Below are 24,047 nucleotides of genomic sequence, written 5' to 3'. Positions count from 1 at the left end.
CGGGCCAGCCGCTCTTCAACATCAAAGAAACCAGGCTGCTTCATCTGCCATCATCCCCAATCAACGCAGGAGAGATGGAATCACAGAGGAACCCTCAAATCCAGAAGGTTTTTCGAACCCTCCAGGTGATATCGACAAGGGTATTCTCAGATGGCCACACAAGTTCCGTTAAGCATACTATCCACGCTCTCGATAACCAGATCTCTAGGGCTATCAGAAGCACCTGTCTGATTGTCGTAAAAGTTATCGCTATCGGAGGCAGATCCAATCTCTCGCCGGGCTTCTAAAGCCTCAGCGACCAAGCGGTCTTCATTCATCCAATCAGGCACATCGAAGAGGTGCAAGGCCAGCAGCACCTACCAGCTTTCTATTCAGGTCCCGCCTGATTGCCTCAATAGCGGTGTCACGAAGTCTGAGAGCTTCCCTGTGTGTGAATGTCTGGAGAGATTTGAGGATATTCCGGCGGATGCCTGTGTTTGATCCCAGCGCCTTGTCAGCGTCTGTCCTGCGCTCTTCCGGGATGCGGAACCGGACATATTAGAGTCCATACCGGTTCGTCAGATTAGCCATATCCATGCTACCTTCTATCAACGAAGGCTGGCCCGAGCCATAGCACCAAGAGCGACGTGAGACGCTTGCAGTGCTTGTCGCCAAGGTGACGCTAGACTAGTGACGCAGCGTTAATGTGAAGTGACACTCACTATGGCTAACGACCGCTTGTTTTATAGGGTAAATTAGAAAGTGGCGGAGGGGATGTCAATGTATTTGAATGGTTAATTGTATGATTTTTCAAAGAAAATTTTCGATGGTAATTCCAAAATACCCATAATTATACCCCTGCTCTTAATCCAGTATATCAAAGTAGCGATTTGAGAGGGTTACGTAGCCTATAAATGAAAAACCTTACCATCTCAGATGGTGTGTACAAAGTTGCTTTTTCCTTGCGAAATATATTATAACTGTACCTCAAGCGTTGTGTTCCAATGTAATTTCTCGTCCGTGATCCTTAATGTCAGTCTACCACCGTGACCTCTGATAATTTGGCGCGCGAGAGGCAATCCAATCCCGTTTCCTCCTGACTTGAATGACACAAACGGCTCGAAGATTTTCTCCCGTAGATCCACGTCTATACCCGGTCCATTATCGCGAATACGGATAGTAATTGTGTTACTCACAGCTTCGACAGCCAGTTGCACATGAGGATCAGGCTGTTCGAGAGCAGCCTCTGCGCCATTGTTCAGAAGGTTTAACAGCGCCTGCTCCATCTGCACGGCATCAAGTCGAACCATGATACGGCTGGATGGTACAATAACATCCAGCACCACAGATTCTTTCCATCGCGCAGTAAAAATTCGGACAATCTCCTGAACCAATGCACCAAGGTCCGTTAATTTTAGATCCGGTTCTGGCAGACGGGCAAGATCACGGTACCCACGAACAAAACGATCCAACCCTTCAGTACGGCGACGGATTGTCCCAAGCGCCTCAATGATCAGATCGTCTGTTTCATAAGGCTCTCTCTTCAAACTGCACTGTTCGGCAAACAGATCCTCTGCCGTCGACGACAGAGAAACGATGGGTGTGAGGGAATTCATGATTTCATGGCTCAAAATCTGCAACAGATCACGAAGTGCCTGTGCTTCAGCAGCGTTCAGTCCGGCTTCAACATCTGTCAGTGCCAGATACGCTACGATGCCTCCGGCGCCACCACCCTTCCCCACCGATAACGCATAGACTCGGGATGAGCCTCCGCTGGACGATAGCCGGATCAGACGTTTTTCTGGGCCTGTCTCATCATTTTCTAATGCCATGACAAGTGGCGGTGGTGGATCGCGGAGGACACCTTCCGTCATGAACAGACGCCGCGCCGCGCGATTGGCAGCATGCAGGGTGCCATCAACATACTGGATCAGCAGCGGGACCGGAGCATGGTCCAGCAGCGCTCGATTACGCAGTTTTTCCCGATCCACAGATCGCACGACAGAAGGTTCCTGTCGTTTCAGGCGTCGTACCATACGGATTTGTGCATCTAAGACAGAGCCGGCACAAAATATTCCCAGGCACGATAGCAGAACAGACGTCGCGTAAAACCCGTGCTGCCACGCCGGAGTCGTGATCAGACAGGCCGCTACGATGCCGGAAAGCAGTAGAAGCGTTTCAATCGCAACCCGCATTTAAAGCCCATACCTTGCCATCCGACGGTAAAGCGCCGGTCGTGTCAGGCCCAGCTCCCGCGCCGCTTGTGTGACATTGAATCCGTGTTTGCGAAGAGTTGCCTCGATCAAGGACCGCTCTGTATCGCGCAGTGTAGGCGTGCTTTTTGAAGTCTCGCCCTGCCCGTCAGATGATGTCCAACTCCATGTTCCCGTGAGGACCGCCCGCTCAACGGTTGCACGAAGGCTGCGCACGTTTTGCAGCCATACTTCTCCACAGAGCAGCTGACGCCGCTCTTCATCTATCACTGGCTCAATCAGCCCGTGTCGAACTGAGAAATAGCGTGAAAAATGTCCACTCAGGGCAAGGATATCCTCCGGTCGCTCGTGAAGAGGCGACAGCGGCAGTATTATCATCCCAAGATGCAGCATCAGTCGCGGGTCAAGAGCAGCCTCCAAACCAGTATGATCCACAGATGAGAGGGCAATGACCCGTAGGGGCGTGGGTTCATCCAGCCTGTCTGCCAGATGTCGTTGCATGGGTGCAGACAGCGCTTCAAAGTTGCGAAAGATCCACGTTCCGCCTTCTTCCGGCAGTTCCTCGCAATCTTCCGCGCGGATCGTCACTGCAGGATTGCTCTCCTGAGAAAGCGCATGAATGCGCCGTGCAAGAAGCATCTTTCCAACCCCGGAGGGCCCTGTAATGACCAGTGGAGCACGAGTAATGGCCAAGCGGTCGGCTTCAGTGACAATACGGCGCAGTTTTTCCGATGCCACGATCATAACAGGATCGGTTTCAGCCCCCTGATCGGCCCGACGTCCCTTCAGAGTTGTGCCAACCAGAGCAAGAAGGCGCTCATTATTCCAGGGCTTCATAACGAAATCAGCAGCGCCTGCTCGCATCGCTGCAACCGCAATCGTTACGCCGCTATGGCCGGTTACGACGATCACGGGCAGATCCTGACGGAGAACCAGGATATCTCTGAGTAAGGCCAGTCCCTCTGCGCCGCTACTTTCGCCCTTCCTGTAATTGAGATCCAGCAGCACAAGGTCCACAGGGAAAGATGCAAGCTGTGTCAGAGCCTCTTCCGCTCCATACGCGGAAAGCATCTCGATCCCATTTCGGCGAAATAATAGCCTCGCAGCAATCTGCACATCGCGATCATCATCGACGAAGAGAAGACGGGGCACTAACGACTTTCCTTCTTCCGATTCGTTGCGAAAGTTATCCATTTCGATCTTGACTGGCCTTTCAGAGGTGTCCGGTTCCGGACACTGCGTTCGAAACCGGACATATCCTAGATGGATACCTTAATTTCTTCCTTATTTATCAATAAGATAAATTCAATCATCTCCATGATACACTGTTTGCGAACAGGAGAAACAGTGCATGGATCAACCCGTTTCCAAAGCGTCGTCGAATATCACGATGCGCCCGGCATCAGGCGCAGTTATGGATCGGGTGGTCCCTCCTTCACGGCGTAAGGTCGTGCTCCGGAAGACCCTGCGTTATGGCGCGCCCGTTGTAGTTGTTGGCCTTCTCTGGGCTGGATGGCGTTTGGTGCCTGCATCGGGAACGCTTTCGGTATCTCAGGACCAACTGACAGCCGCGATCGTACAGTCCGCACCGTTTCTCGATTATCTTCCAGTCCGCGCCACCGTTGCTCCGCTCAATGTCACTTTTATCGACGCCATACAGGGCGGAGAAGTTTCTGAGGTCGTGGCAAAGGATGGTGCCCTCGTGAAAAAGGGGGATGTTCTGGCACATCTGACCAATCCTCAACTCCAGCTCGACGTCACCTCCCGCGAAGCGCAGATCGCAAGCCAACTCGGTGCAGTTAGTGCCCAGCGCCTGACCCTGCAACAGACCCGCACAACCGAAGAAACGCAGCTTGCCGAGGCCAGATATAATCTTCTCAAGGCCCAGCGCGAGCTTTCCATCCGCCAGCAACTACACGGACAAGGTTTTGAATCGGACGCGAACGTTCAGTCCTATCGTGACGAGGCTGACTATTACGCCCAGCGCCTAAAACGCCTTGAAAATGCACTGACACTGGATCTGAAGGTCGCGGATCGGCAGGGAAACGAGATTGACGAAGAAGCCCAGAGGCTGCGGTCCAATCTGGACGTCGTGGAGACCAGCCTCAATGCACTCGTCCTTCGTGCGCCGTTGGATGGCCGACTGACCAATTTTGACCTTCAGCCGGGGCAGTCACTGAAAGCTGGAGATAAGATCGGCCAGATCGACAGCGAGGGACAGTACCGTCTCGATGCGGATATTGATGAATTCTATCTAGGTCGCGTCGCAATTGGCGAACGGGCCGAGGCTGATCTTGGCGACACAAAACTGCCCATGACCGTATCCCGCGTGCATCCACAAGTCACGAACGGCCAGTTTCGTGCGGAACTTACCTTCGACCGTCCTCCACCAGCAGGCCTAAGGCGGGGAGAAAGCGTCGATCTGCGCATCACGCTCGGTGAAACCCATCGCGCCCTCGTTCTGCCAAATGGCGCGTGGTTGGAGGCGAGTGGCGGCTCTTCGGCCTTTGTCATGGCATCAGGAGATCACAGCGCTGATCGGGTTTCAATTACCTCCGGGCGTCGCAATCCAGAGCAGGTCGAAATCACCGGCGGGTTGCATGATGGCGATCGGGTGATCGTCTCCTCCTACAATTCCTACAAGAATTTCAACCATCTCTCGATCCACTGACAGGGCCAAACACCATGCTGATCGAACTCTCTCATATCCAGCGCCTCTACCGTTCCGATGAGGTGGAAACCACGGCCCTCCAGGATATCGATCTTCGGATCGAGGCCGGCGAATTCGTTGCAATCATGGGGCCTTCAGGCTGCGGTAAATCCACCCTGCTTAACATCCTCGGCACAATCGACCGGCCGACCGGTGGCTCCTATCGCTTTGGCACACAGGAACTGACCGCAATGAACGAAGCGGAACTGGCCAAATTCCGCCGGGAACATCTGGGATATGTCTTCCAGAGTTTTAACCTGATCGATGAGTTGACGATCGAAGAAAACATCGAACTCGCACTCATCTACCGTGAGATGCCCAAAAGCGAGCGTAGGGACCGCGTAGCGCATGCCATGGATCATGTCAGCATCGCGCATCGCGCACGGCATTATCCTTCTCAACTCTCAGGCGGCCAGCAACAACGCGCGGCCATTGCGCGCGCCATCGTAGGCCAACCCAGCCTGATCCTCGCCGACGAGCCGACCGGTAACCTGGACACCGATAACGGCGCACAGGTGATGGATATCCTTCAGCGCCTCAATGACGAAGGCGCCACTATCATTATGGTCACACATTCCCCCAGCCACGCCGACCTCGCCCGCCGTCGCATCGACATGCTCGACGGTCAGGTCGTGGTGTCCGTCCGCAACGCGATCTGAGGTGGAGTAAGCGTCATGCTCATCACCATCTTGCAAAGCGTCCTCCGTCAGGGCCGCCGTCACCCTCTTTACCTCGGCCTCAACGTGATCGGCCTCGCCCTCGGGATCGGCGTGTTCCTGACTCTCGCCCTACTGGTGCGGTTTGAATACAGTTACAATGCGGGTTTCACCGATGCGGACCGGATCGTCCGCATCGACGAGCACTGGTCCGAGCCTGGGACGACGCCCTATGAAAGTGCGGCCACGACCTTCCGCGCTATTCCGTTCCTGAAAGAGGACTTTTCGCAGATCGAAGACGTGATCCCACTCATGGGCACAACGGTGCACGCCATGCACGATGGCAGCTCGACTGCCCTTCAGGGGTATATGACAGAGGCCGCCTTCTTCCGCATCTTCCCGCTTGTGTTCCTTAAAGGAGACCCGAGAACCGCCTTGGGCCGGCCTGATGCGATCGTTCTTTCCCACAACGCGGCAATCATGCTTTTCGGTAGTCTCGATGCAGTGGGCAAAACCCTCTCCATCAATCGAGGCGGAGAGAAAACCGTCCATGTGGTGACGGGCGTGCTAGCCCCCCTTCCCGGGCCGGGCCTGCTCGGCAGCACGGACGTGCTTCTTCCGATCCCGTCGCAAATGAAGGCAACCCGAACCTGTTTTCTCTACTGGGGCAGCAGTTGCAGTCAGGTCTTTCTGAAACTGCGCAGCCCCGAGGATCTGGCGGCGCTCCGTGCCGGGCTTCATGATTTCGTCGAACGTCGTGCTGGCGGCGAGGCAGACGATCGCGTCTCCATTGGCCCTAACCCGGGCAAGGTCTACGCGCTCTCGGCAACGCCGCTTCGTAGCCTGCATTTTCATGACGCCACCGTCGAGGACGCGGACGACGGCGTCGACCGAAACGTTATCGACAGCATCGGCCTGATTGGCCTTCTCGCTCTCATCCTCGCCAGCGCGAACGCGGTCAATCTCGCCACGACACGTTCAGAGATGCGCGCCCGGGAGGTCGCATTGCGCAAGACCCTTGGGGCGTCGAGGCGCGTTCTTTTCGGGCAGTTCATAGGCGAGGCAATCGTCGTATCGCTGATCGCTGGTTTCGTCGGGCTGGCGTTGCACGAAATCTTTGTGCCCCTGATGGCGAGCATGACGGGCGAAGCGATCCATATCGACTACTCTTTCATAGGCTGGCTGTTGCCGCTGGTGATTTTCGGCAGCGGGCTGGCAGCGGGGGTCTATCCCGCTCTGGTTCTGTCCAGCTATCGACCGGCGGCGATCCTTGCGGCGACGCGTATGCCCTCAGGCGGGCGGCGGGTCTCGCTCCTCCGCAATGTGATGGTGACTGGCCAGTTCACTATCGCAGTTTGTATCGTCATCTGCACCCTTGTCATCGATCGACAAACGAGTTTCCTGCGCCATGCGGACCGGGGCTACATCAAATCTGGTCTGCTGATCGGCCAGCCGATGCTGACGCAGGATATCGGCCTGCAACGACACATGCTCGATACACTCCGCGCTGTACCGGGTGTGACGTCGGCGGCGTTCGGAGAATTGCAACCTAATCCGCATTCCCAGACAAGAACTGATTATGTCTATGACGGCCCCTCTGGGCCGGTGAAGGCGCAGCTTCTGCGAGATCGGGTTTCCCCGGGCTACGAGGAGACATATCATCCACGCCTGCTGGCCGGGCGCTGGTTCGACATGAATCATGGGCAGGACAACGCCTCACTACCAGACAAAAAAACTCCCGAAGATCCGTCGTCTGACGAAAATACAGATGCGCCACGCAGCGTTATTCTGAATGAACAAGCCGTTCAGGCTTACGGCTTCGGCGCGCCGGCGGAGGCAATCGGGAAAATCCTGCACAGCGGGAAGATCCGTCAGAAAATCATTGGCGTCATCGGGGACATCCGTTTTGCATCACCGCGCGAGACGATCCCCCCGGAAATCCTGTTTTTCTCATCTCTGAAAGTCTCGGGCTTTTCCGATCCCGTCCCCGCTATACGATTCGTTGGCGTCCCTCATACCGTCATGGCGGAACGGCTCGACCGTGCATGGCGCACCATCCGCCCCGACGTCGCCAGCCATTTCGCCCCAGCGGATGAATTGATGGAGGATTATTATACAGGCGACGAGCGCCGCGGACGGTTCTTCACGGTGGGAGCGGTCGCCGCCCTGCTGATCGCCTGCCTTGGGCTATATGGGCTGGCGTCCTTCTCGGCAGCGCGGCGACTGCACGAAATCGGCATCCGCAAAACATTGGGGGCAACGGCCACACAGGTCATCCTCCTGCTGATGCGCGACTTCCTTAAGCCCGTGCTGCTCGCCTGCCTGATCGCCAGCCCCGTTGCGTGGCTGCTCATGCGGCGCTGGCTCACCGGCTTCGACGAGCGCATTGCCCTCAGTCCAGCTCATTTCCTGATCGCCATTCTCGGCGCCTTTGCCATCGCTGCCCTCACCGTCCTCGGACAAACACTACGTCTTGCCCGCGCCGAACCGGCCCGTGCGCTCAGAGCGGAGTAAGCGTCATGCTGTCCCATATCGCCCTGGTTTTCTGGCGCGGCATCGTCCAGCGCCGTCTGTTCACAACACTGAACGTGCTTGGCATGGCACTCGGTATGGCAACGTTTCTCACGTTGGCCCTGATCGTGCGTTACGAATTCAGCTTTGACCGCTGGATTCCACACGCTGCGGACATTTACCGGCTGGACGCGTTCGATGACAGTGAGTTTTCCGTCTCCAGCATCCGCCTGATCGACGCACTACGTGCCGAACATCCGGACTGGAACGCGACCGCCGTCCTGCGAGGCTTTTCCGGAGCGACCATTCGCGTCAATGAAAACGCCTGGGACGTCTTTATTGCGCGCACCGACCCGCATCTCTTTGATGTCTTTGCCCTGCCGCTTCTGGAAGGAGATCCCGCAACGGCTCTGGTCCCAGACGGCGTAGTCCTGTCACCGGCAGAAGCACTACGCTTCTTCGGGACCGACCATGGCATTCTTGGAAAAACACTCGACCTGACCCAGAAAGGGCAGACCCACCGGCTGCATGTCACGGGCGTTCTGAAGGAACTTCCCGCGAATACCACACCACGATTTGACATCATTGTTCCCTCTTCGGGGGCAGCCCTGCACATCAATGATCTCTGGCCAATGGCCACATCTGAAATCTGGGTGCGGGTCTCGCCATCGGTCGCATCTCAATTCCCCACCCTCCTCCAAGGTCTCGTACAGCGACATGCCGCAGGGCTGTCGGAACAAGACGCTAAAAAATATGTCGTCCGGGGGCGTGCTCTCACCAGTCTGCACTTCTTCGACGCCACCATTGGAATGCGAGGGACTGATAAACGCCTGCCAGTGATCCTTGGCATCGTCGGTCTGCTGGCACTCGGCGCAGGGCTGGTTAACTTCGTCACACTGTCCACGGCTCTTGCGGCAACCCGGGCCCGTGAAGTCGCGATGCGCAAGGTGTTGGGAGCAACGGTCTTGATGTTGGGGCTGTCGTTTACGGCAGAAGCCATCGGGCTGGCATTGATTGCGGCCTTTGTCGCCCTCGCCCTGACTGAACTGACGCTGCCCTGGATCACTACGCTGAGTGGCTGGCCCATCCGGCTCGATTTCGGCTTTGCGGTGCCTCTCCTTATCATTACCTCCGTCATCGGAGGGGCCTGCGCAGGAGCCTATCCCTCATGGGTCCTCTCACGCTTCCGGCCGGCTACGGTTCTCTCCTCAGCCCGCCTGCCAGGAAGCGGTCGCCTCGGGCGCCGCCTGCGCGAAGGGCTGACCATCGTTCAGTTCTCCTTCGCTGTGACACTGACAATCTGCACGCTGGTCATCTGGCGCCAGACGCACCTGCTCCAGACCATGGAACGTGGGTTCCATCAATCCGGCCTTCTCGTAAGCCATCTGCCGAATGACCCGACCGAGCGTCTGCGCCAGCAGCGATTGAGCGATCTTGTACGTGACCTTCCAGGCGTCACTGGCTCCACGGTTTCAGATGATGCACCCGGTGGAGGCAGCGCAGGTATAACCTTCGACACAACCCGCCCAGGAAATGCAACGCCTGCCACTCTGGCTGTGATCGGAACACAATCCTCGACGCTTCCTGTCTGGGGGGCACACCTTCTCGCCGGGCGCCTGTTCGACAGCTCTCATGATTACGACAGTCGCCCTATGCCCGCGGCCCCATTCGACAGTTTCCTCACCGGCCAGGCGTTGGCGTTCGGCACACATAATGTCGTCATCAATGAATCCGCAGTGCGAGCGCTTGGGTTCGCTAATGATGCAAGTGCCGTCGGAACGCCGATTACATTGCATGGAAAGGATATCCAGACGATCATCGGCGTCATTGCCGACATGCGTTTCAAGGACAGTCGGGCCAGCGTCACACCTGCGCTTTACTATGCCATATCAGGACCGATTGGGTACGGCGTACTCTCTGTCCGCTACAGAAACGCTCCTGAAAACACAACGCGAGCAGCACTCGCTACGATCTGGAAGCAGGTCTATCCGGAAAGCGCGCTAAATCTGCGCAGTGTCGGTGACATCATTGATGAGGATGTCCGGCCAGAACAGCAGCGCGGAATGCTGATGATTGTCGCCTCCTTTGTAACCCTCTCCATTTCCTCCATCGGCCTGTACGGCATCGCCGTGTTCAACGTCCGCCGCAGATTATTCGAAATCGGGGTCCGTAAAGTGCTGGGCGCAACAGCCCCGCAGGTGACGCGCCTTCTGATCCTCCAGTTCCTGCGGCCCGTCATGATTGCGAACATCGTCGCCTGGCCGGTTGCCTGGTGGGTGATGCGTAACTGGCTGTCCGGGTTTGACCGGCGGATCGGCCTTTCCCCGCTCTATTTCGTCCTGACTGCCCTGATCGTACTCGCGCTCGCGGTTCTCACAACTCTGTTCCAGATCCGCCGCGGTGCCCGCAGTGCACCGGCCATCGCTCTGGGCTCTTCATGAACCGCTGCTCTACTCACCTCTCAGGACCCTGCCCGATCATGAGACACAGCACGCCCCTCGTTCTTGCCCTGCTGGTTGCGTCCACGGCCGCTTTACCAGCCTTTGCAGACGCTCAAACGTTGCAGGAGGCTTTGGCTCTTGCCTACCGAAGCAATCCGACACTGCGGGGTGAGCAGGCCAATCAGCGCGCCATTACCGAAAACTCAGCGCAAGCCAGGTCAGGCTGGAGGCCCACCGTTCAGCTGAACATGGACGCTTCCTATCAACAGGGGCCATACACCAGCGCCTTTGCGCTTGGCTCCTATACGTCCAACTCTGCTGAAGGTTATGTATCGGCCAAGCAGACGCTGTATTCATTCGGCCATGTCGCCAATCAGGTCCGTGCAGCGGACGCCCGCTCCCAGGCGGAGCAGCATCAGTTGAGGTTCGTCGAGGCGCAGGTCTTCACCAATGTCGTCACGGCCTACATGAATGTATTGCGAGACCGAAACATCCTCGACGTCCGTCGTGCAGATCTGGAAATGCTGACAAGGCAGGTCCAGCTGACAACTTCGCTTTACAATCTCGGTGGACAGCCCTCCGAACAGGTTACGCGCACCGATGTCGAGCAGGCGGAGACGCGCCGCCGGTCAGCAGAGGTTGCCGTTACACAGGCTCAGGCCACGCTTGCAGCATCCGTGGCCCAGTTTCGCGCGGTTATTGGCGCGGATCCCAGTGAACTCACAATGCCCGATAGCCTGCCGGGTCTGCCTGCAACGCTTGATCAGGCGCTGAGAACTGCGCTTATACTTAATCCACAGCTCGCCCAGATGCAGGAAACAAAGAAAGCCACGTCTGCCGACATCGACACCGCCCGCTCACAGTGGGGGCCGCAAATTCAGGTTCAGGGCACTTTCGGAACGATCGGTCCCGCCTCACCCTTCCGGGGTGGACAGTATGGCGAACAGGTGACTGGCGTCGTGCAACTCGTCCAGCCCCTCTACAACGGAGATCTGTACAATTCCCAGATCCGGCAGGCTCGCAACATAGACGAACAGGCCCGCGAGAACATTGAGCTCGCGCGGCGGACCGCGCTTCAGGACGTGGCAACCAACTGGCATGCCGTTGAAAACGGATTACAGGCTATCAGTGCCGGAATTGCCGAAGTCAAATCCGGTGAAACGTCTCTCAAGGGATACCAGATCGAATATGGCTACGGTCTGCGGAGCACGACCGACGTCCTCTATGCCGATCAGAACCTGCGGTCAGCCCAGGTGGAACTCGCAAGCAGTCGTCATGATACCATCGTCGCAGAAGCAACACTTCTTGCCGCGATGGGGCGGCTTCAGAGTGGGGATCTCCTACCCGGAATGCCTTATTATGACGCTGCGGCAAAACTTCAGCATGCGCGGACCCGCGGCTGGGAACCTCTTCAGGCGCCGATCTCCGCTATCGACAAGGCCGGCTGGTAAGAAAGGAGAACCTGATTATGTTCGCCGATACTCTCAGAGCCACCTGGCGTACTCTTACCGGTCAGAAACGCTATACATTTCTCAATCTGGCGGCCCTCGCACTCGGCATTGCCGTGTTCCTTACGATGGCACTGATCGTGCGTTACGAAAACAGCTACGACGCCAGCGTTCCTAACGTTTCCCACCTTTATGTTCTGAACGAGGTATTTCGACCTACCGGTCATGCGCCGTCCGAAAGCGATGACGTTAGTTTTGTTCCTTTCCCGTTCCTTAAGCAGGATTTTCCCGAAATTGGAGCAGCCATACGGATGCTGCAAGAACCGCTGGTTGTTCGGGCGGGGCTGACTCTGTCACAGGAAAAAGTAACGCTGACGGACCCCGCTTTCTTTTCCGTCTTCAAATTGCCCCTCCTCGCCGGAGATAGCTCTACCGCGCTGGACGGTCCGGGGAAGGTCGTGATTTCGACGGATATGGCTCGTAAATATTTCGGGACCGAACAGGCTTTGGGAAAGCGCCTGCGGATCGATAATGGTCAGACGGAAGCGATCGTAAGCGGCATTCTGGCGCCGCAGCCTCCGAACCAGACGATGGGGTTCGATCTGATCGAGGTCATTCCGACAAGCTGGCTCTCAAAATATGCTTTCACAAACTGGGGGTCTATGTGGGGAACACTCTGGGTTCGGGTCGACGATCCACGTGCTATTCCGCGCATTCAAGCTGGATTGGCGCATTATCCCTACCAGCATCCTGGCAACTGGACGAAGGATCTGCTTCAGGAAATATTCGGTGGCGGAGGACTGGAGCTGGTGCCACTGCAAGACCTCCATTTCCACGCGGTTGCCATTGGAGAAGGTGGAAACAGCCGTGCTCTTGTGCGTATCCTTGGTCTGATCGGACTGGCCGCTCTGGCAACAGCCATCATTAATTATGTTAATCTGGCTACGGCACGCTCTGCCCTGCGGGCCCGCGAAGTCGCTGTCCGAAAAGTGCTGGGAGCAACGCGGCTGCCCCTGATTGCGCAGTTCATGACCGAAGCCTACGTGATGGTCATGATGGCCGCTGTTCTCGGAACAGTTTTTACGGAGCTGGCGTTGCACTGGGTCAATCTGTGGGGTGGTTGGGCCCTCTCGATGGACTGGGTATTCGTACTGTTCATTAACGCGCTCGTCGTTCTGGGGGCTGGCACACTTGCAGGTTTTTATCCTGCGCTGATTATCTCTGGTTTTCGTCCGGCTGCCGTACTGGCGGCAAGTAAGACACCGGCTGGCGGTCGGATTGAAAGCAGACTGCGCGCTCTTCTGGTCGTACTCCAGTTCAGCTTTGCCATGACGCTTGCGATTTGCAGCCTCGTCATTGGACTCCAGGCACGTCACATCAGAATGCTGGATCGCGGCATGAAGCAGGACGGCCTCATCGTCATTCCTTCGCTGAATGATGCCTCCCTCGTCAGTCGACAAAGGGACATCATAACGCGGCTAGCACAGGTTCCGGGTGTACGTATTGCGACACGCTCGGATATTTACCCTCACAACGCCCTCAATAACGACGATTGGCTGCTTGCAGGCCATCCCGAAAAGCACGCGATGAACTGGGGGCGTGCGACCGACGGCTATTTCGACGTGATCGGCGTACACCTGCTTGCAGGGCGTTTTTTCGATAGCCATCATGGGCAGGACTACCCGGTCGATCCACATACAGCGGGAAATGGCACCAGCGTCATTCTGACGCGTCTTGCGGTCGAGCGCTTTGGATTTTCCTCACCCCAGGATGCTGTTGGAAAAGATGTTCAGGAAAGCGGTGCTCCTCAGACTTACCATGTCGTCGGCGTCATCGAGGATATCCGGGTCCGCTCGGCGAATGCTCCCATGAGGCCATTACTTTTTATGGGCGCATCCGGCTCGTTTTCCTATATTGGCGGCTTGGTCCGCTACAGTGGAACATCCACTCAGATTGAAATGGATCGCCTCGCCAGGGCATGGGCTGAAGTTGCGCCCGATGTGGCTTTCTCAGCGCAAACCGCATCTGACATTTTTGCGGACGATTATCGGCGGGATGAAAGTCACGGTGCCCTGTTTGGTATCGGTTCTGCGGTAGCCATTGGCATCGCGTGTCTCGGGCTCTACGGACTTTCCGCCTTTAACGTTTCGCGCCGAAGACAGGAGATTGGGATCCGCAAGGTTCTTGGGGCCCGAACCCAGGATGTCCTTTGGCTTCTGCTCATCCAGTTTCTTCGGCCTGTTGTTTTTGCAAGTTTTGTCGCTTGGCCTACAGCCTGGGTGCTGATGCGGATCTGGCTATCGTCATTCAACGACCGGATCAGCCTTACCCCGATGCCGTTCCTCGCAGTCACGACAGTCGCGCTTTCTATCGCCGTTCTGACAATCATCGCCCAGACCCGACGTATCGCGACACTGTCTCCTGCACGCTCCCTGCATCAGGCCGGATGAGAACCTTGAACAAATCGACTCATTGTTGATCGAAACATGGAATAACAAGCCCTATTTTCGGGGCATCCGGGAATTGTCACATGCCTGTATCAGTCAGTGGAAATTTCGTGATGTCACGATGATCTTTTCGGACTGTGTTTCCTGCCGTTCTCTGCCAACGCTGCGCAGAGAACGGCTCCCGACATCAGCCAAAAGCGCAGAACAATCGATGATCTCGCGGGCGACGAGATGCACGACCTCGCCTTCCTTCTGAAGACGACCCTTTACGCCCAGCATCTGGCTGGACAGCACGACGCGGCGGTATTTCTCGAACATGTCAGGCCAAACGATGACATTCAGCGCGGCGGTCTCATCTTCAAGCGTGAGGAACACCACACCTTCGGCCGAGCCCGGACGCTGACGCACCAGCACAAGCCCTGCCGCTGTCAGTCGGCGTCCGTCCTTTGCGTCCAGTGCCTGTCGGCAGGACACGATGCCCTGTTCACGCAAATTGCTGCGCAGAAAGGCGACTGGATGGTCGCGCAGGGTCAGACCTGTCCGGTTGAAATCGCGTGTCACTTCGGCGCCTTCCTGCATGGGCCGGAGCAACACATCGGGTTCCTCTGCCTCGCGCTCCACCATGGCCGCAGCAAACAGCGGCAAGGGCTCGTCACGCAGAGCTTTGATAGCCCAAAGCGCTTCACGTCGTGCGAGACAGAAAGCCGGCCGGAAGGCATCCGCCTCCGCAAGATGCACCAACGAAGCTGCCTTCACCCCGGCCCGACGCCACAGATCGTCTACCGATGTGAACGGGTTTGGCCCCCGCGCGATAACGATCCGGGCGGCCTCATCATTGGCAAGCCCTTTCACCAGACTCATGCCCAGCCGGACGGCAAATCTGCCCTCTCCTGTCTTCGGCCCCTCGAGCGTACTGTCCCATCGTGACGCGTTGACGCAGATTGGCCTGATCTCAACGCCATGCTCGCGCGCGTCCCGCACAAGCTGGGCCGGTGCATAAAACCCCATCGGCTGGGAATTGAGCAGGGACGCCAGAAACACATCGGGATGTCTGCATTTCATCCAGGACGAAGAATAGGCAAGAATTGCGAAACTTGCCGCATGACTCTCCGGGAAACCGTACGACCCAAAGCCCTCAAGCTGCTGGTAAATCCGTTCGGCAAACTCTTCCGAGTATCCTTTGCGCTTCATGCCTTCGACCAGCCGGGCCTGAAACTGGGAGACAGTGCCAGTATTCTTGAACGTCGCCATGGCACGCCGTAACTGATCCGCCTCGCTGGCCGAAAATCCTGCGCAGACCATCGCGACCTGCATCGCCTGCTCCTGAAACAACGGGATGCCAAGGGTCTTTTTCAGCACCTTTTCCAATTCAGGTGTCGGATACTCCTCCGGCTCAAGTCCCTCGCGTCGTCTCAGATAAGGATGGACCATATCTCCCTGAATGGGACCAGGCCGCACGATCGCAACTTCAATGACCAGATCATAGAAAACGCGAGGTTTGAGGCGCGGGAGCATCGACATCTGTGCCCGGCTCTCGATCTGGAAGACCCCGATCGTATCGGCCTTGCGGATCATCGCATATGTGCGCGCATCCTCGGCCGGAATGGTCGCAAGCGTGAAATGCTGACCTTTGTGTTCGGCCAGAAGGTCGAGCCCCTTCTTCATACAGGTCAGCATCCCCAGCGCCAGACAGTCGACCTTCATGAATTTCAGGACATCGATATCATCCTTGTCCCATTCGATGATCTGCCGGTTCTCCATGGACGCGGGCTCCACCGGGACCAGTTCATCCAGCCGGTCATGAGTCAGCACGAAGCCGCCGGGATGCTGGGAAAGATGGCGTGGCACGCCCATCAGGCAGCGGGCCAGATCCAGGGTCAGACGGACACGTCGATCGGAGAGATCGATGCCGGTTTCCGTCAGCGTGTCTGTTTCCAGCTTTCGCCCCCAGCCCCAGATCTGCCCGGAGAGCGTACGGATCAGATCTTCAGGCAATCCCATGACCTTGCCGACATCCCGCAATGCACCCTTGGCGCGATAACGCGTCACGACGGCCGTCAGGGCTGCGCGGTCCCGGCCATAATGACTGTAGACCCACTGGAGCACCTCCTCCCGGCGTGCATGCTCGAAGTCTACGTCGATATCCGGCGGCTCGCGTCGCTCCTCGCTGATGAAGCGCTCGAACAGCAGATTGTTCCGGGCCGGATCGATGGCCGTGACACCCAGCACGTAGCAAACGGCACTATTGGCGGCCGAACCACGACCCTGACACAAAATACCCCGGGAACGGGCGTAACGGACGATGCTGTGCACCGTCAGAAAGTAGGGTGCGTAATCCATGCGTGCGATCAGGGCGAGTTCATGCTGAAGGCTCCTGCGAACCTCGTCAGGGATCCCCTCGGGATAGAAACTGTCCGCCCCTTCCCAGGTCAGAGCTTCAAGGGCCTGCTGTGGCGTCTGGCCCGGAACAGAGACTTCATCCGGATACTGATAGGCCAAATCATCAAGGCTGAACCTGCAGCGTTCCATGATAGCGACGGACCGCGCAACAGCTTCCGGATACCGGCTGAACAGCCGGGCCATTTCTTTAGGCGGTTTCAGGTAGCGATCCGCATGGCGTTCACGGGCAAACCCGGCGTCGTCGATGGTGGTGTTGTGCCGGATACAGGTGACGACATCCTGCAGGATGCGCCGGTCATAGGTATGAAACAGCACGTCATTGGTTACGACCGTCGGCACTCTTGCCTGATGCGCCAGGTTCGCCAGTTCATAAATCCGCATCTGGTCATTGGGACGCCGGAGCAGCGTCAGCGCCATAAAGGCGCGGTCGGCAAAGACGCCTTTCAGCTTGCGCAGATGCAGGGCGCATGCGTCATCGGCCACATCCGGAATCAGGATGACAAGCAGCCCTTCACCCCAGTGAACCAGATCCTCCCAGACCAGATGGCACTTACCCTTCCCGGCGCGGGCCTTGCCGATGGTCAGCAGGCGGCACAACCGTCCATAAGCAGCGCGGTCGGTCGGATAGGCCAACACAGGCGGGAAATCGGTAAAGTCGAGGCGACAGCCGACGACCAGCCGAATTCCGGCCACTTTCGCCGCAACATGGGCCTGCACCATGCCAGCCAGAGAATTGCGGTCACAGATCCCGAGCGCCTCAATCCCAAGCGCTTTCGCCTCCTCGAACAACTCGATGGGCGATGAGGCCCCGCGCAGGAACGAGAAATACGTTGTGACCTGCAACTCGGCATAAGGAGGTACTGAGGACGTCACCCGAAAATGCCATGCAGAAACCAGGCCTGCGATCCGGTCTCGCCATGCTCACCATCCCCCGCGCGGTAGAGCCAGAACCGCTCTCCGCTCGTGTCCTCCACCCGGAAATAATCCCGGGCGATGGTCAGTTCGGTGTCATCCTTCCACCACTCCCCGAAAACACGTTCCGGGCCATCCGCGCATTTCACCTTGCGCCGAACGCCACGCCAGATGAAGAACAACGGCGGCTGGTCGGGGAGTTCTGCCATGGCCTGCACCGGTTCGGGACACGGCAGCAGACGTGTCGGACGTGGCCAGTGATTGGGCCAATCCTTTGCCTCTTCCGGGGCAAGAGCCGGCACGCGGCAGAAAGACCTTTCGGGGAGATCGCTCTCCACCGCGGCAAACCGATAAAGCGCATGGGTGCCGACCCGATTGGCCAGCGTGTCGATCAGGTCGGAAACATCGCCTTCTTCCTCTTGGATCAGGGAGGAGACGGTCTGACGCCGGTCCATCGGCTCGGCCAGCGAGGCAATCAGCACCATACGCTCAATGCCGAAACCGGGATTGATGGTCTCGATCTTCTCGCACAGCAGCCGGGTCAGACGTTTGATATCCCGCACCGGCGTCGCCGTGGCCACGCGAACAGCTTCGGTACGGCTGTCGACACGGTTCAATAGCAGATCAAGACGCCGTACACCCTGCCCGCGCTCGTCCAGCTTTTTACACAGCACAGGAACCAGCTTGCCAATATAGCGGGCGATGATCTCCCCCGCAGCGATCGGCTCGGCAAAGTTTTGCACCACCTGCACCGGGTCAACAGGCCGGATCGGGATGATGGCCTCACTCACGCGACCGAAGGCCTGATCCAGTCTGCGGGCTATGTCGGGGCCAAAGCGTAGTGTCAGCGGGGCCCGCGGCATCGCAGCGAGTGGGCCAATCCGCGACACCCCTAGCGCTATCAGTCCTTCGACACTCTTGGTGGGCAGACGCAGGGCTTCAATGGGTAAGTCAGAAAGGACGGAAGCCACGTCCCCCTGCGGCACGATAGTCAGCGACGCCTGTCCATAGCGCGCGAGCGCATGAGCGGCGCCCCACGTTTCGGCTATGGCCGCTTTTGCTCTGAAGCCGGAACTGGACAGACGATGGATCATGTCCGTGAGCATGGTGCGCTCACCACCATGAAGATGGTCGGCTCCCGTGGTGTTCAGAATCAGGCCATCCGGCGGATCGGTCGCGACGAGAGGGGAAATACGGTTCTGGAACCATAACGCCAGCTTTTCCAGCCCCTGCCGGTCGCCTTCGGGGTCGGCATCCATGAAGACCAGATCAGGATAGAGCGCCTGCGCCTTGGCGACCGGCGTGCCAGGACGCAGACCCAGCCTGCGGGCTGCCAGGTCAGCCGACAGCACAACGCGACGACGCCCATCCCGCCCTACCAGCGCCAGAGGGAGATCAGGCGCGGGCGCGTCGTGCCCCAGCCGCTTCCTGATCCGGTCTGTTGACCAGAGCGGCAGGTAGAGCGAGACCACCCGCGAGACAACGACTGTAGGCGAGCCTCCCTTTGGCATCGCAGGCCTCCACTTCAAAATCAGCGCATTCACCCGCACGGGCACGGATCAGTTCCAACAACCAGCGGGGCCGCCCCACTCCCGGCACCGGCAGCCCCACCGAGGGCAATACGGACACCCGCCAGCGCGTGGCACTCGCCGTCGGCTGACCAAAATCGGCGGCCCCGGTCTGACGGCGCCAGCGCCGGATCGCGAGGCCAAGCGCACCGGATGTTTCAGCCGCCAGTTGCAAACGGCGGGATGCTGTCATCGACAGATGCGCCACGTCTGCGACTACAGCCCCAAGACCACCATGCCGTAGCCCTTCTTCGAAACACGCCAGCACGTCTGCTTCCGCGGCGGCCTCGACATAAATGACCCTTCGGCCGGACAAACCGGCCTGTTTGAGCGCGGGACCAAACACATCCTGACGGGTGACGATCCACAACACCTTGCCGCGTGTCCGGGCCGCGATCCCGGCGACGAACTGTCCGGCTGCCGCAGCATGCAGCGCATCATTGCCGCCACCGGCCACTTCATGCAGCGCCCCCAGCGCGAGCCCTCCCCCTGGCAGACGACTATCAATCTCCCTCACGCCAAAAGGCAGAACAGACCGACGCCGGTTTGTATGACCTTCCAGACGGCTGATGGCAGCACGCAACGTCTCCAGCGCTGGTTTCGTGTTGGAAGAAGCACTCATTGCACAGGCCCATCGCCCCTTGTCTGGCAGAATTTCAAGACTATATGTTCCTGTTTTGTTCTTATGCGATTACGCAAGTCAATGCCAATTTGCACCTGACAGACAGGCTGGTTGCCCACTCGTTGCTCAGGCAAATTCCTGGAGGTGACGTAAAGACCTGAAGGTAGAGGATTCTTCCTCTTCATCTCTCCCCGAAGCAAAACTCAGGGAAAAATTCACATGCGCACAGCTGACGCTGCCGTGATAACATTGGTATCCCGAGGCAAAGGCTTCAGGGGCTGTAACTGGATCGATCTCTGATCTTTCAACCCGCACCAGAAGCAACATGTAATGTCCGCTAGGGGGTAAGCCGAAGGTCTGCTAACGGCTTCATGAATATTATAGCTGACGTCCATGGCGGCGGCATCTTACCGCCCAGACACGCCGATGGATTGCTCCCCCTGACTTTCCGACAAAAGATCCCGGCAAACTTCGATGGCATTACAGGTGACGATATCCGCCAAAGCACAGCGACTTCGCGAGTACCTTCGCACGAGAGAAAACTTCCCGCAGGCGATTATCATGGCGTTTGATGGTCATCGAAGATCGATAGATACCAGCAAAAATGGCTGGTGACTGCGGGAATGCCCCTGATGAAACATCGAAAGACGGTCCAGTTGCGCGACGGGCAGCCACAGTCGGCCATCCGGTGCAAGGCAAGGTGCATCCGCCCAGTGCAGACGTGAATCCTTGAGCAGTCTCGTGATCTTCCCGGAAACGTCCCTGCGATAGACGCCGTTATCCTTCAGGTTGGTAAAGTAGAGGTTTCCGGCAATGTCCATGGTGCTGCCCCCGATTGGAGGTAAATCTGCCCACGGCTGAACAGCCGCAGACAGATCAGTTGACGACACATTGAGATCATCGAGCAGAGCTGTCGGAACTTGAGACCACGGCCCTTCAAGCGGCCCGAAATACAGCCATTTCCCGTCCGGACTGACTTCTAGTGGATCGGTATTCACCAGAAGCGGCTGTTGCGAACGGTTCTCCACGACGTGTCCATCCATGACAATCGGTCGATCTGTCCGCGCGCGCGTGGAAACATCGTTGTCCAGAACACGACGTGCATGACCTGTTTCGACATCAAGAACGATCAGGGCGGCCTTGCCCGCATCCGTCAGATAAGCATGCCTCCCGTTGAAACGGATATCGTCGATATAACTGCCTGCCTGCGCGATCTCTGGCCCCAGAGGATAGATCCGCAGCACATGACCTGATTCCGGATCAATGCGGACCAGTTTGGCTCCCCCGGGTACGGGTGGACCTCCAAAAGACGGAGTTCCAGTGTCAACAACCCAGAGCGTTTTATCAGGAGCGACATGGAGGGCGTTGACGCTGACAAACTGATGCGTTGCATCCCGTCCGGGTTTCCAGCCATTCCAGTCAGCATCCGGAAACGGCTCTATCTCTTTGCTTTTCGTCAGAAGACCCACGGCCGGTCCGGAAAACCCGGTCCAGCGAGGGCCTGAGACAAATACATGACCGCCAGCAAGCGCTACGGCGTTCCAGTCTATTGCGTTAGTAGTCGCCTCAATCCTGATGGTCTGAGCACGGGCAGGATCAGGATGCCCGCATACCCCAACGAAACCCGTGAAAACGGCAATGGCGATCCTGCGCAGGCCTCTTTTTGTGAAAGCATGCGGCTGATTCTGTTTCATGACTCCCATGCCGTCAGATCCCTGCGATAAAACCGGACGGCGTACCGTCGGCAGGATCCACGAACACCACGTCATCTGGCGCCCGTCGCGGCGTGTCGATAGCAAGGAAAACAACTGGCTGGCTCAGAATGCGGGGTACGGCATGCACGGCCCGACGGGGGAACACCAGAAGATGGCCGGGTGCAAACGGGGCTTCCTCCTTGGGATCATCGATCCAAAACGTGCCTGTCCCGGAGAGGACATGAAGCACTTCATCGCACTGGGTATGATAATGCGGCGGTACTTCCCGATAAATCCTGAAGACCCGGATACTGGCTTCCGGCTTGTCGGTCAGATAGGTGTCCAGCAGCATCGTGTCCGCCGTTTCGGGAAACGCAGCGGCAATTTTATTCAGATCGAAGCGACCTCCCGTCCGGTTCAGGGTCATCAGATGTTCTTCGTCATTCATGAGGTCTGCTCCTCTCAAGCGCTTTGACTGTTTTCGTCACGGTTCTCTCCGCTCAGGCAGGAAAACTTTCGAGCACGATCTTGCCTTTGGCCTGACCACTCTCGATCAGAGCGTGAGCCTCTCGCAGATTGGCGGCGGTGATCGCGCCAAGATTTTTGCCGAGCGTCGTACGGAGACGCCCTTCGTCCAGAAGGCGCGACACCTCGTTCAGGAGTTTCCCTTGTATGCTGATGTCTGCCGTTCCGAACAGTGAGCGGGTGAACATCAGCTCCCAATGCAGGGACAGGCTTTTGCGCTTGAGGGGTACAGCATTGAGTTCAGCAGGGTCATCAATCAGGCCGAAATGTCCCTGAGGGGCTAGAAGTGCGACGATCTCTGCCAGGTGCCGATCTGTCTGCGTCGTGGAAAAAACAAAACCGGGGGCGCCCGTAGGAAGGGCAGCAACCTGTGCGGCCAAAGGCTTGCTGTGATCGATCACGTAATCTGCCCCGAGAGATGTAACCCAGTCCTGCGTTTCGGGTCGCGAAGCCGTGGCAATGACCGTGATATCAGTCAGAACCTTGGTCAGCTGGATCGCCATGGAACTGACCCCGCCTGCACCTCCAATGATCAGAATGGAGGACGTCGTTCCCGGCACAGACCGATGAATGTCCAGGCGATCGAAAAGCATCTCCCAGGCGGTGATTGCGGTCAGCGGTAAGGCCGCGGCTTCGGCCCAGTTCAGGGAGCGGGGTTTGCGACCGACAATCCGTTCATCGACCAGATGAAACTCGGCGTTGGTCCCCGGACGGTTGATCGCGCCCGCATAAAAGACCTCATCGCCGACAGAAAAATCCGTGACGTCCGGTCCGGTTCCAACGACAACGCCTGCGGCATCCCAGCCCAAGACACGCCACTCGCCCGCGTTCGGTGTTGCACTGCGGCGGACTTTCGTATCAACCGGATTGACGGACACGGCCCTGATCTCCACCAGAAGATCCCGGCCCGAAGGGACGGGTTTCGGCAGATTGATGTCCTGAAGGGACGCCGGATTTTCGATAGGAAGCGGCGTCTGATAACCGATGGCCCGCATGATGTCTGCTCCTCTGTTGAATGAGGAGAAGAGTGAGCATTATGCTGTTTTCAGACAAGAACGCACTTTTAACGCCCATAGTGTCGGAAATGATACCGTTATGACCCGCATCCGCCATCAGTCGCTCGATTGCAGCCCCGGCTGCGCTGTTGAAGCAACGCTTCAGCTCATCGACGGAAAATGGAAAGGCGTGATCCTCTATCACCTGCTTCAGGGGACCTTACGTTTCAACGCCATCCGCAAGCGCTTGCCCAATATCACCCAGAGAATGCTGACAACCCAGCTTCGCGAACTGGAGCGCGACGGGTTCGTGTTACGGACGGTTTATCCGGAAGTTCCGCCAAAGGTGGAATACAGCCTCACTCCACGTGGACGGACCCTTGAGCCTGTCATCATGGCTCTCAAGGCCTGGGGCGATGAGCACACAGAGTTCAGGCATGGTCCTGGGGCCTGTGCAGATCAGTATGGCGTACTCTCGCGTGCCGCAAATGGGATTGAATGATTGCTGAGTAGTCATTTGGCTAATGGCGGGAATGGGGGAAAGCGGAATGTCCGATATCGCTGAAAAATGACTGAAAAGCAGCCTTTCGCAGCGGTTACATTCATATCGACTGCCGTCCCCAAATTGGCCACAGAGTTCATCTTCGTAATTGTCCGAAAGCAAACACATCTAAGACAGCATTATTGCGTCGTGTGGGCATTAACAGCGGCCATGTGTGGTAGAGGCCAGCAGACAAATACTGATACTCATCTGCCGCGCCGATCTATGTCCGACATTATTACGGCAAGATGGGAGTTTGACCTGGAGGGTTCGAAAAACCTTCTGGATTTGAGGGTTCCTCTGTGATTCCATCTCTCCTGCGTTGATTGGGGATGATGGCAGATGAAGCAGCCTGGTTTCTTTGATGTTGAAGAGCGGCTGGCCC

General features: G+C 57.5%; 15 protein-coding genes. 7 read left to right on the top strand and 8 right to left on the bottom strand.

The genetic code is table 11. The features are described 5' to 3' along the window. Positions 1-953: 953 nt before the first annotated feature. Together J4P41_RS14515 and J4P41_RS14510 are read right to left on the bottom strand one after the other, a co-directional pair. Positions 954-1,979, bottom strand: a complete 1,026-nt coding sequence (locus J4P41_RS14515; RefSeq protein WP_327791956.1) for a sensor histidine kinase — start codon at positions 1,977-1,979, stop codon at positions 954-956. 195 nt (positions 1,980-2,174) lie between these two features. Next, positions 2,175-3,344 carry a sigma-54-dependent transcriptional regulator gene (locus J4P41_RS14510; RefSeq protein ID WP_211568740.1) on the bottom strand — a complete coding sequence of 390 codons (1,170 nt, stop codon included), beginning with the start codon at positions 3,342-3,344 and terminating at the stop codon, positions 2,175-2,177. Positions 3,345-3,543: 199 nt separating this feature from the next. On the opposite strand from J4P41_RS14510, the gene J4P41_RS14505 reads away from it, so the two are divergent. The 6 genes from J4P41_RS14505 to J4P41_RS14480 are packed head-to-tail and all read left to right on the top strand — an operon-like array spanning position 3,544 to position 14,408. Beyond that, positions 3,544-4,863 (top strand): efflux RND transporter periplasmic adaptor subunit, encoded by a 1,320-nt coding sequence (locus J4P41_RS14505; RefSeq protein ID WP_234931038.1) that lies wholly within the window; start codon positions 3,544-3,546, stop codon positions 4,861-4,863. Positions 4,864-4,877: 14 nt separating this feature from the next. Next, positions 4,878-5,561, top strand: coding sequence for an ABC transporter ATP-binding protein (locus J4P41_RS14500; RefSeq protein WP_211568741.1), 684 nt, complete (start codon positions 4,878-4,880; stop codon positions 5,559-5,561). Positions 5,562-5,576: 15 nt separating this feature from the next. Beyond that, on the top strand, positions 5,577-8,072 hold the full coding sequence (locus tag J4P41_RS14495) for an ABC transporter permease (RefSeq protein ID WP_426067676.1): 2,496 nt from the start codon (positions 5,577-5,579) through the stop codon (positions 8,070-8,072). Positions 8,073-8,077: 5 nt separating this feature from the next. Then, complete coding sequence (locus tag J4P41_RS14490; protein WP_426067675.1) at positions 8,078-10,510, top strand: ABC transporter permease; 2,433 nt, start codon at positions 8,078-8,080, stop codon at positions 10,508-10,510. Positions 10,511-10,548: 38 nt separating this feature from the next. After that, positions 10,549-11,961 carry a TolC family outer membrane protein gene (locus J4P41_RS14485; RefSeq protein ID WP_426067674.1) on the top strand — a complete coding sequence of 471 codons (1,413 nt, stop codon included), beginning with the start codon at positions 10,549-10,551 and terminating at the stop codon, positions 11,959-11,961. Between the two features lie 17 nt (positions 11,962-11,978). Beyond that, positions 11,979-14,408 (top strand): ABC transporter permease, encoded by a 2,430-nt coding sequence (locus tag J4P41_RS14480; protein WP_426067673.1) that lies wholly within the window; start codon positions 11,979-11,981, stop codon positions 14,406-14,408. 93 nt (positions 14,409-14,501) lie between these two features. Here J4P41_RS14480 and J4P41_RS14475 read toward each other — a convergent pair whose 3' ends face one another. The 6 genes from J4P41_RS14475 to J4P41_RS14450 all read right to left on the bottom strand — a co-directional run bounded on the left by J4P41_RS14475 (position 14,502) and on the right by J4P41_RS14450 (position 23,121). Further along, positions 14,502-17,678 carry an error-prone DNA polymerase gene (locus J4P41_RS14475; protein WP_426067672.1) on the bottom strand — a complete coding sequence of 1,059 codons (3,177 nt, stop codon included), beginning with the start codon at positions 17,676-17,678 and terminating at the stop codon, positions 14,502-14,504. Next, positions 17,675-19,228: a DUF6504 family protein gene (locus J4P41_RS14470; RefSeq protein WP_426067671.1), complete on the bottom strand. Its 1,554-nt coding sequence runs from the start codon at positions 19,226-19,228 to the stop codon at positions 17,675-17,677. The genes J4P41_RS14475 and J4P41_RS14470 overlap by 4 nt, the downstream gene beginning before the upstream one ends. Continuing rightward, a complete protein-coding gene (locus tag J4P41_RS14465; protein ID WP_426067670.1) occupies positions 19,113-19,907 on the bottom strand; it encodes an ImuA family protein in 795 nt (264 codons plus the stop codon). Before J4P41_RS14465 ends, J4P41_RS14470 begins: the two co-directional genes overlap by 116 nt. 575 nt (positions 19,908-20,482) lie before the next feature. Continuing rightward, positions 20,483-21,601 (bottom strand): L-dopachrome tautomerase-related protein, encoded by a 1,119-nt coding sequence (locus J4P41_RS14460; protein WP_426067669.1) that lies wholly within the window; start codon positions 21,599-21,601, stop codon positions 20,483-20,485. Positions 21,602-21,614: 13 nt separating this feature from the next. Next, positions 21,615-22,049: a cupin domain-containing protein gene (locus tag J4P41_RS14455; RefSeq protein ID WP_015075041.1), complete on the bottom strand. Its 435-nt coding sequence runs from the start codon at positions 22,047-22,049 to the stop codon at positions 21,615-21,617. A gap of 52 nt (positions 22,050-22,101) precedes the next feature. Next, positions 22,102-23,121, bottom strand: a complete 1,020-nt coding sequence (locus tag J4P41_RS14450; RefSeq protein WP_426067668.1) for a zinc-binding alcohol dehydrogenase family protein — start codon at positions 23,119-23,121, stop codon at positions 22,102-22,104. 100 nt (positions 23,122-23,221) lie between these two features. Here J4P41_RS14450 and J4P41_RS14445 point away from each other — a divergent pair, with 100 nt between their 5' ends. Beyond that, entirely contained in the window at positions 23,222-23,623 is a 402-nt protein-coding gene (locus J4P41_RS14445) for a winged helix-turn-helix transcriptional regulator (RefSeq protein ID WP_426067667.1), read from the top strand. The last annotated feature ends 424 nt before the right edge of the window (positions 23,624-24,047 follow it).

This window comes from Gluconobacter sp. NFX36 (assembly GCF_049887835.1).
Taxonomy (GTDB): Bacteria; Pseudomonadota; Alphaproteobacteria; order Acetobacterales; family Acetobacteraceae; genus Gluconobacter; species Gluconobacter japonicus_A.
This window is presented reverse-complemented; position numbering and strand designations above follow the sequence as displayed.

Excerpts from the sequence above, each read along its gene's own strand:
- J4P41_RS14455 (WP_015075041.1), bottom strand. The coding sequence starts at position 22,049 with ATGAATGACGAAGAACATCTGATGACCCTGAACCGGACGGGAGGTCGC.
- J4P41_RS14445 (WP_426067667.1), top strand. The coding sequence starts at position 23,222 with ATGACCCGCATCCGCCATCAGTCGCTCGATTGCAGCCCCGGCTGCGCT.
- J4P41_RS14500 (WP_211568741.1), top strand. The coding sequence starts at position 4,878 with ATGCTGATCGAACTCTCTCATATCCAGCGCCTCTACCGTTCCGATGAG.
- J4P41_RS14480 (WP_426067673.1), top strand. The coding sequence starts at position 11,979 with ATGTTCGCCGATACTCTCAGAGCCACCTGGCGTACTCTTACCGGTCAG.
- J4P41_RS14485 (WP_426067674.1), top strand. The coding sequence starts at position 10,549 with ATGAGACACAGCACGCCCCTCGTTCTTGCCCTGCTGGTTGCGTCCACG.
- J4P41_RS14465 (WP_426067670.1), bottom strand. The coding sequence starts at position 19,907 with ATGAGTGCTTCTTCCAACACGAAACCAGCGCTGGAGACGTTGCGTGCT.
- J4P41_RS14495 (WP_426067676.1), top strand. The coding sequence starts at position 5,577 with ATGCTCATCACCATCTTGCAAAGCGTCCTCCGTCAGGGCCGCCGTCAC.
- J4P41_RS14470 (WP_426067671.1), bottom strand. The coding sequence starts at position 19,228 with ATGCCAAAGGGAGGCTCGCCTACAGTCGTTGTCTCGCGGGTGGTCTCG.
- J4P41_RS14505 (WP_234931038.1), top strand. The coding sequence starts at position 3,544 with ATGGATCAACCCGTTTCCAAAGCGTCGTCGAATATCACGATGCGCCCG.
- J4P41_RS14450 (WP_426067668.1), bottom strand. The coding sequence starts at position 23,121 with ATGCGGGCCATCGGTTATCAGACGCCGCTTCCTATCGAAAATCCGGCG.
- J4P41_RS14460 (WP_426067669.1), bottom strand. The coding sequence starts at position 21,601 with ATGAAACAGAATCAGCCGCATGCTTTCACAAAAAGAGGCCTGCGCAGG.
- J4P41_RS14490 (WP_426067675.1), top strand. The coding sequence starts at position 8,078 with ATGCTGTCCCATATCGCCCTGGTTTTCTGGCGCGGCATCGTCCAGCGC.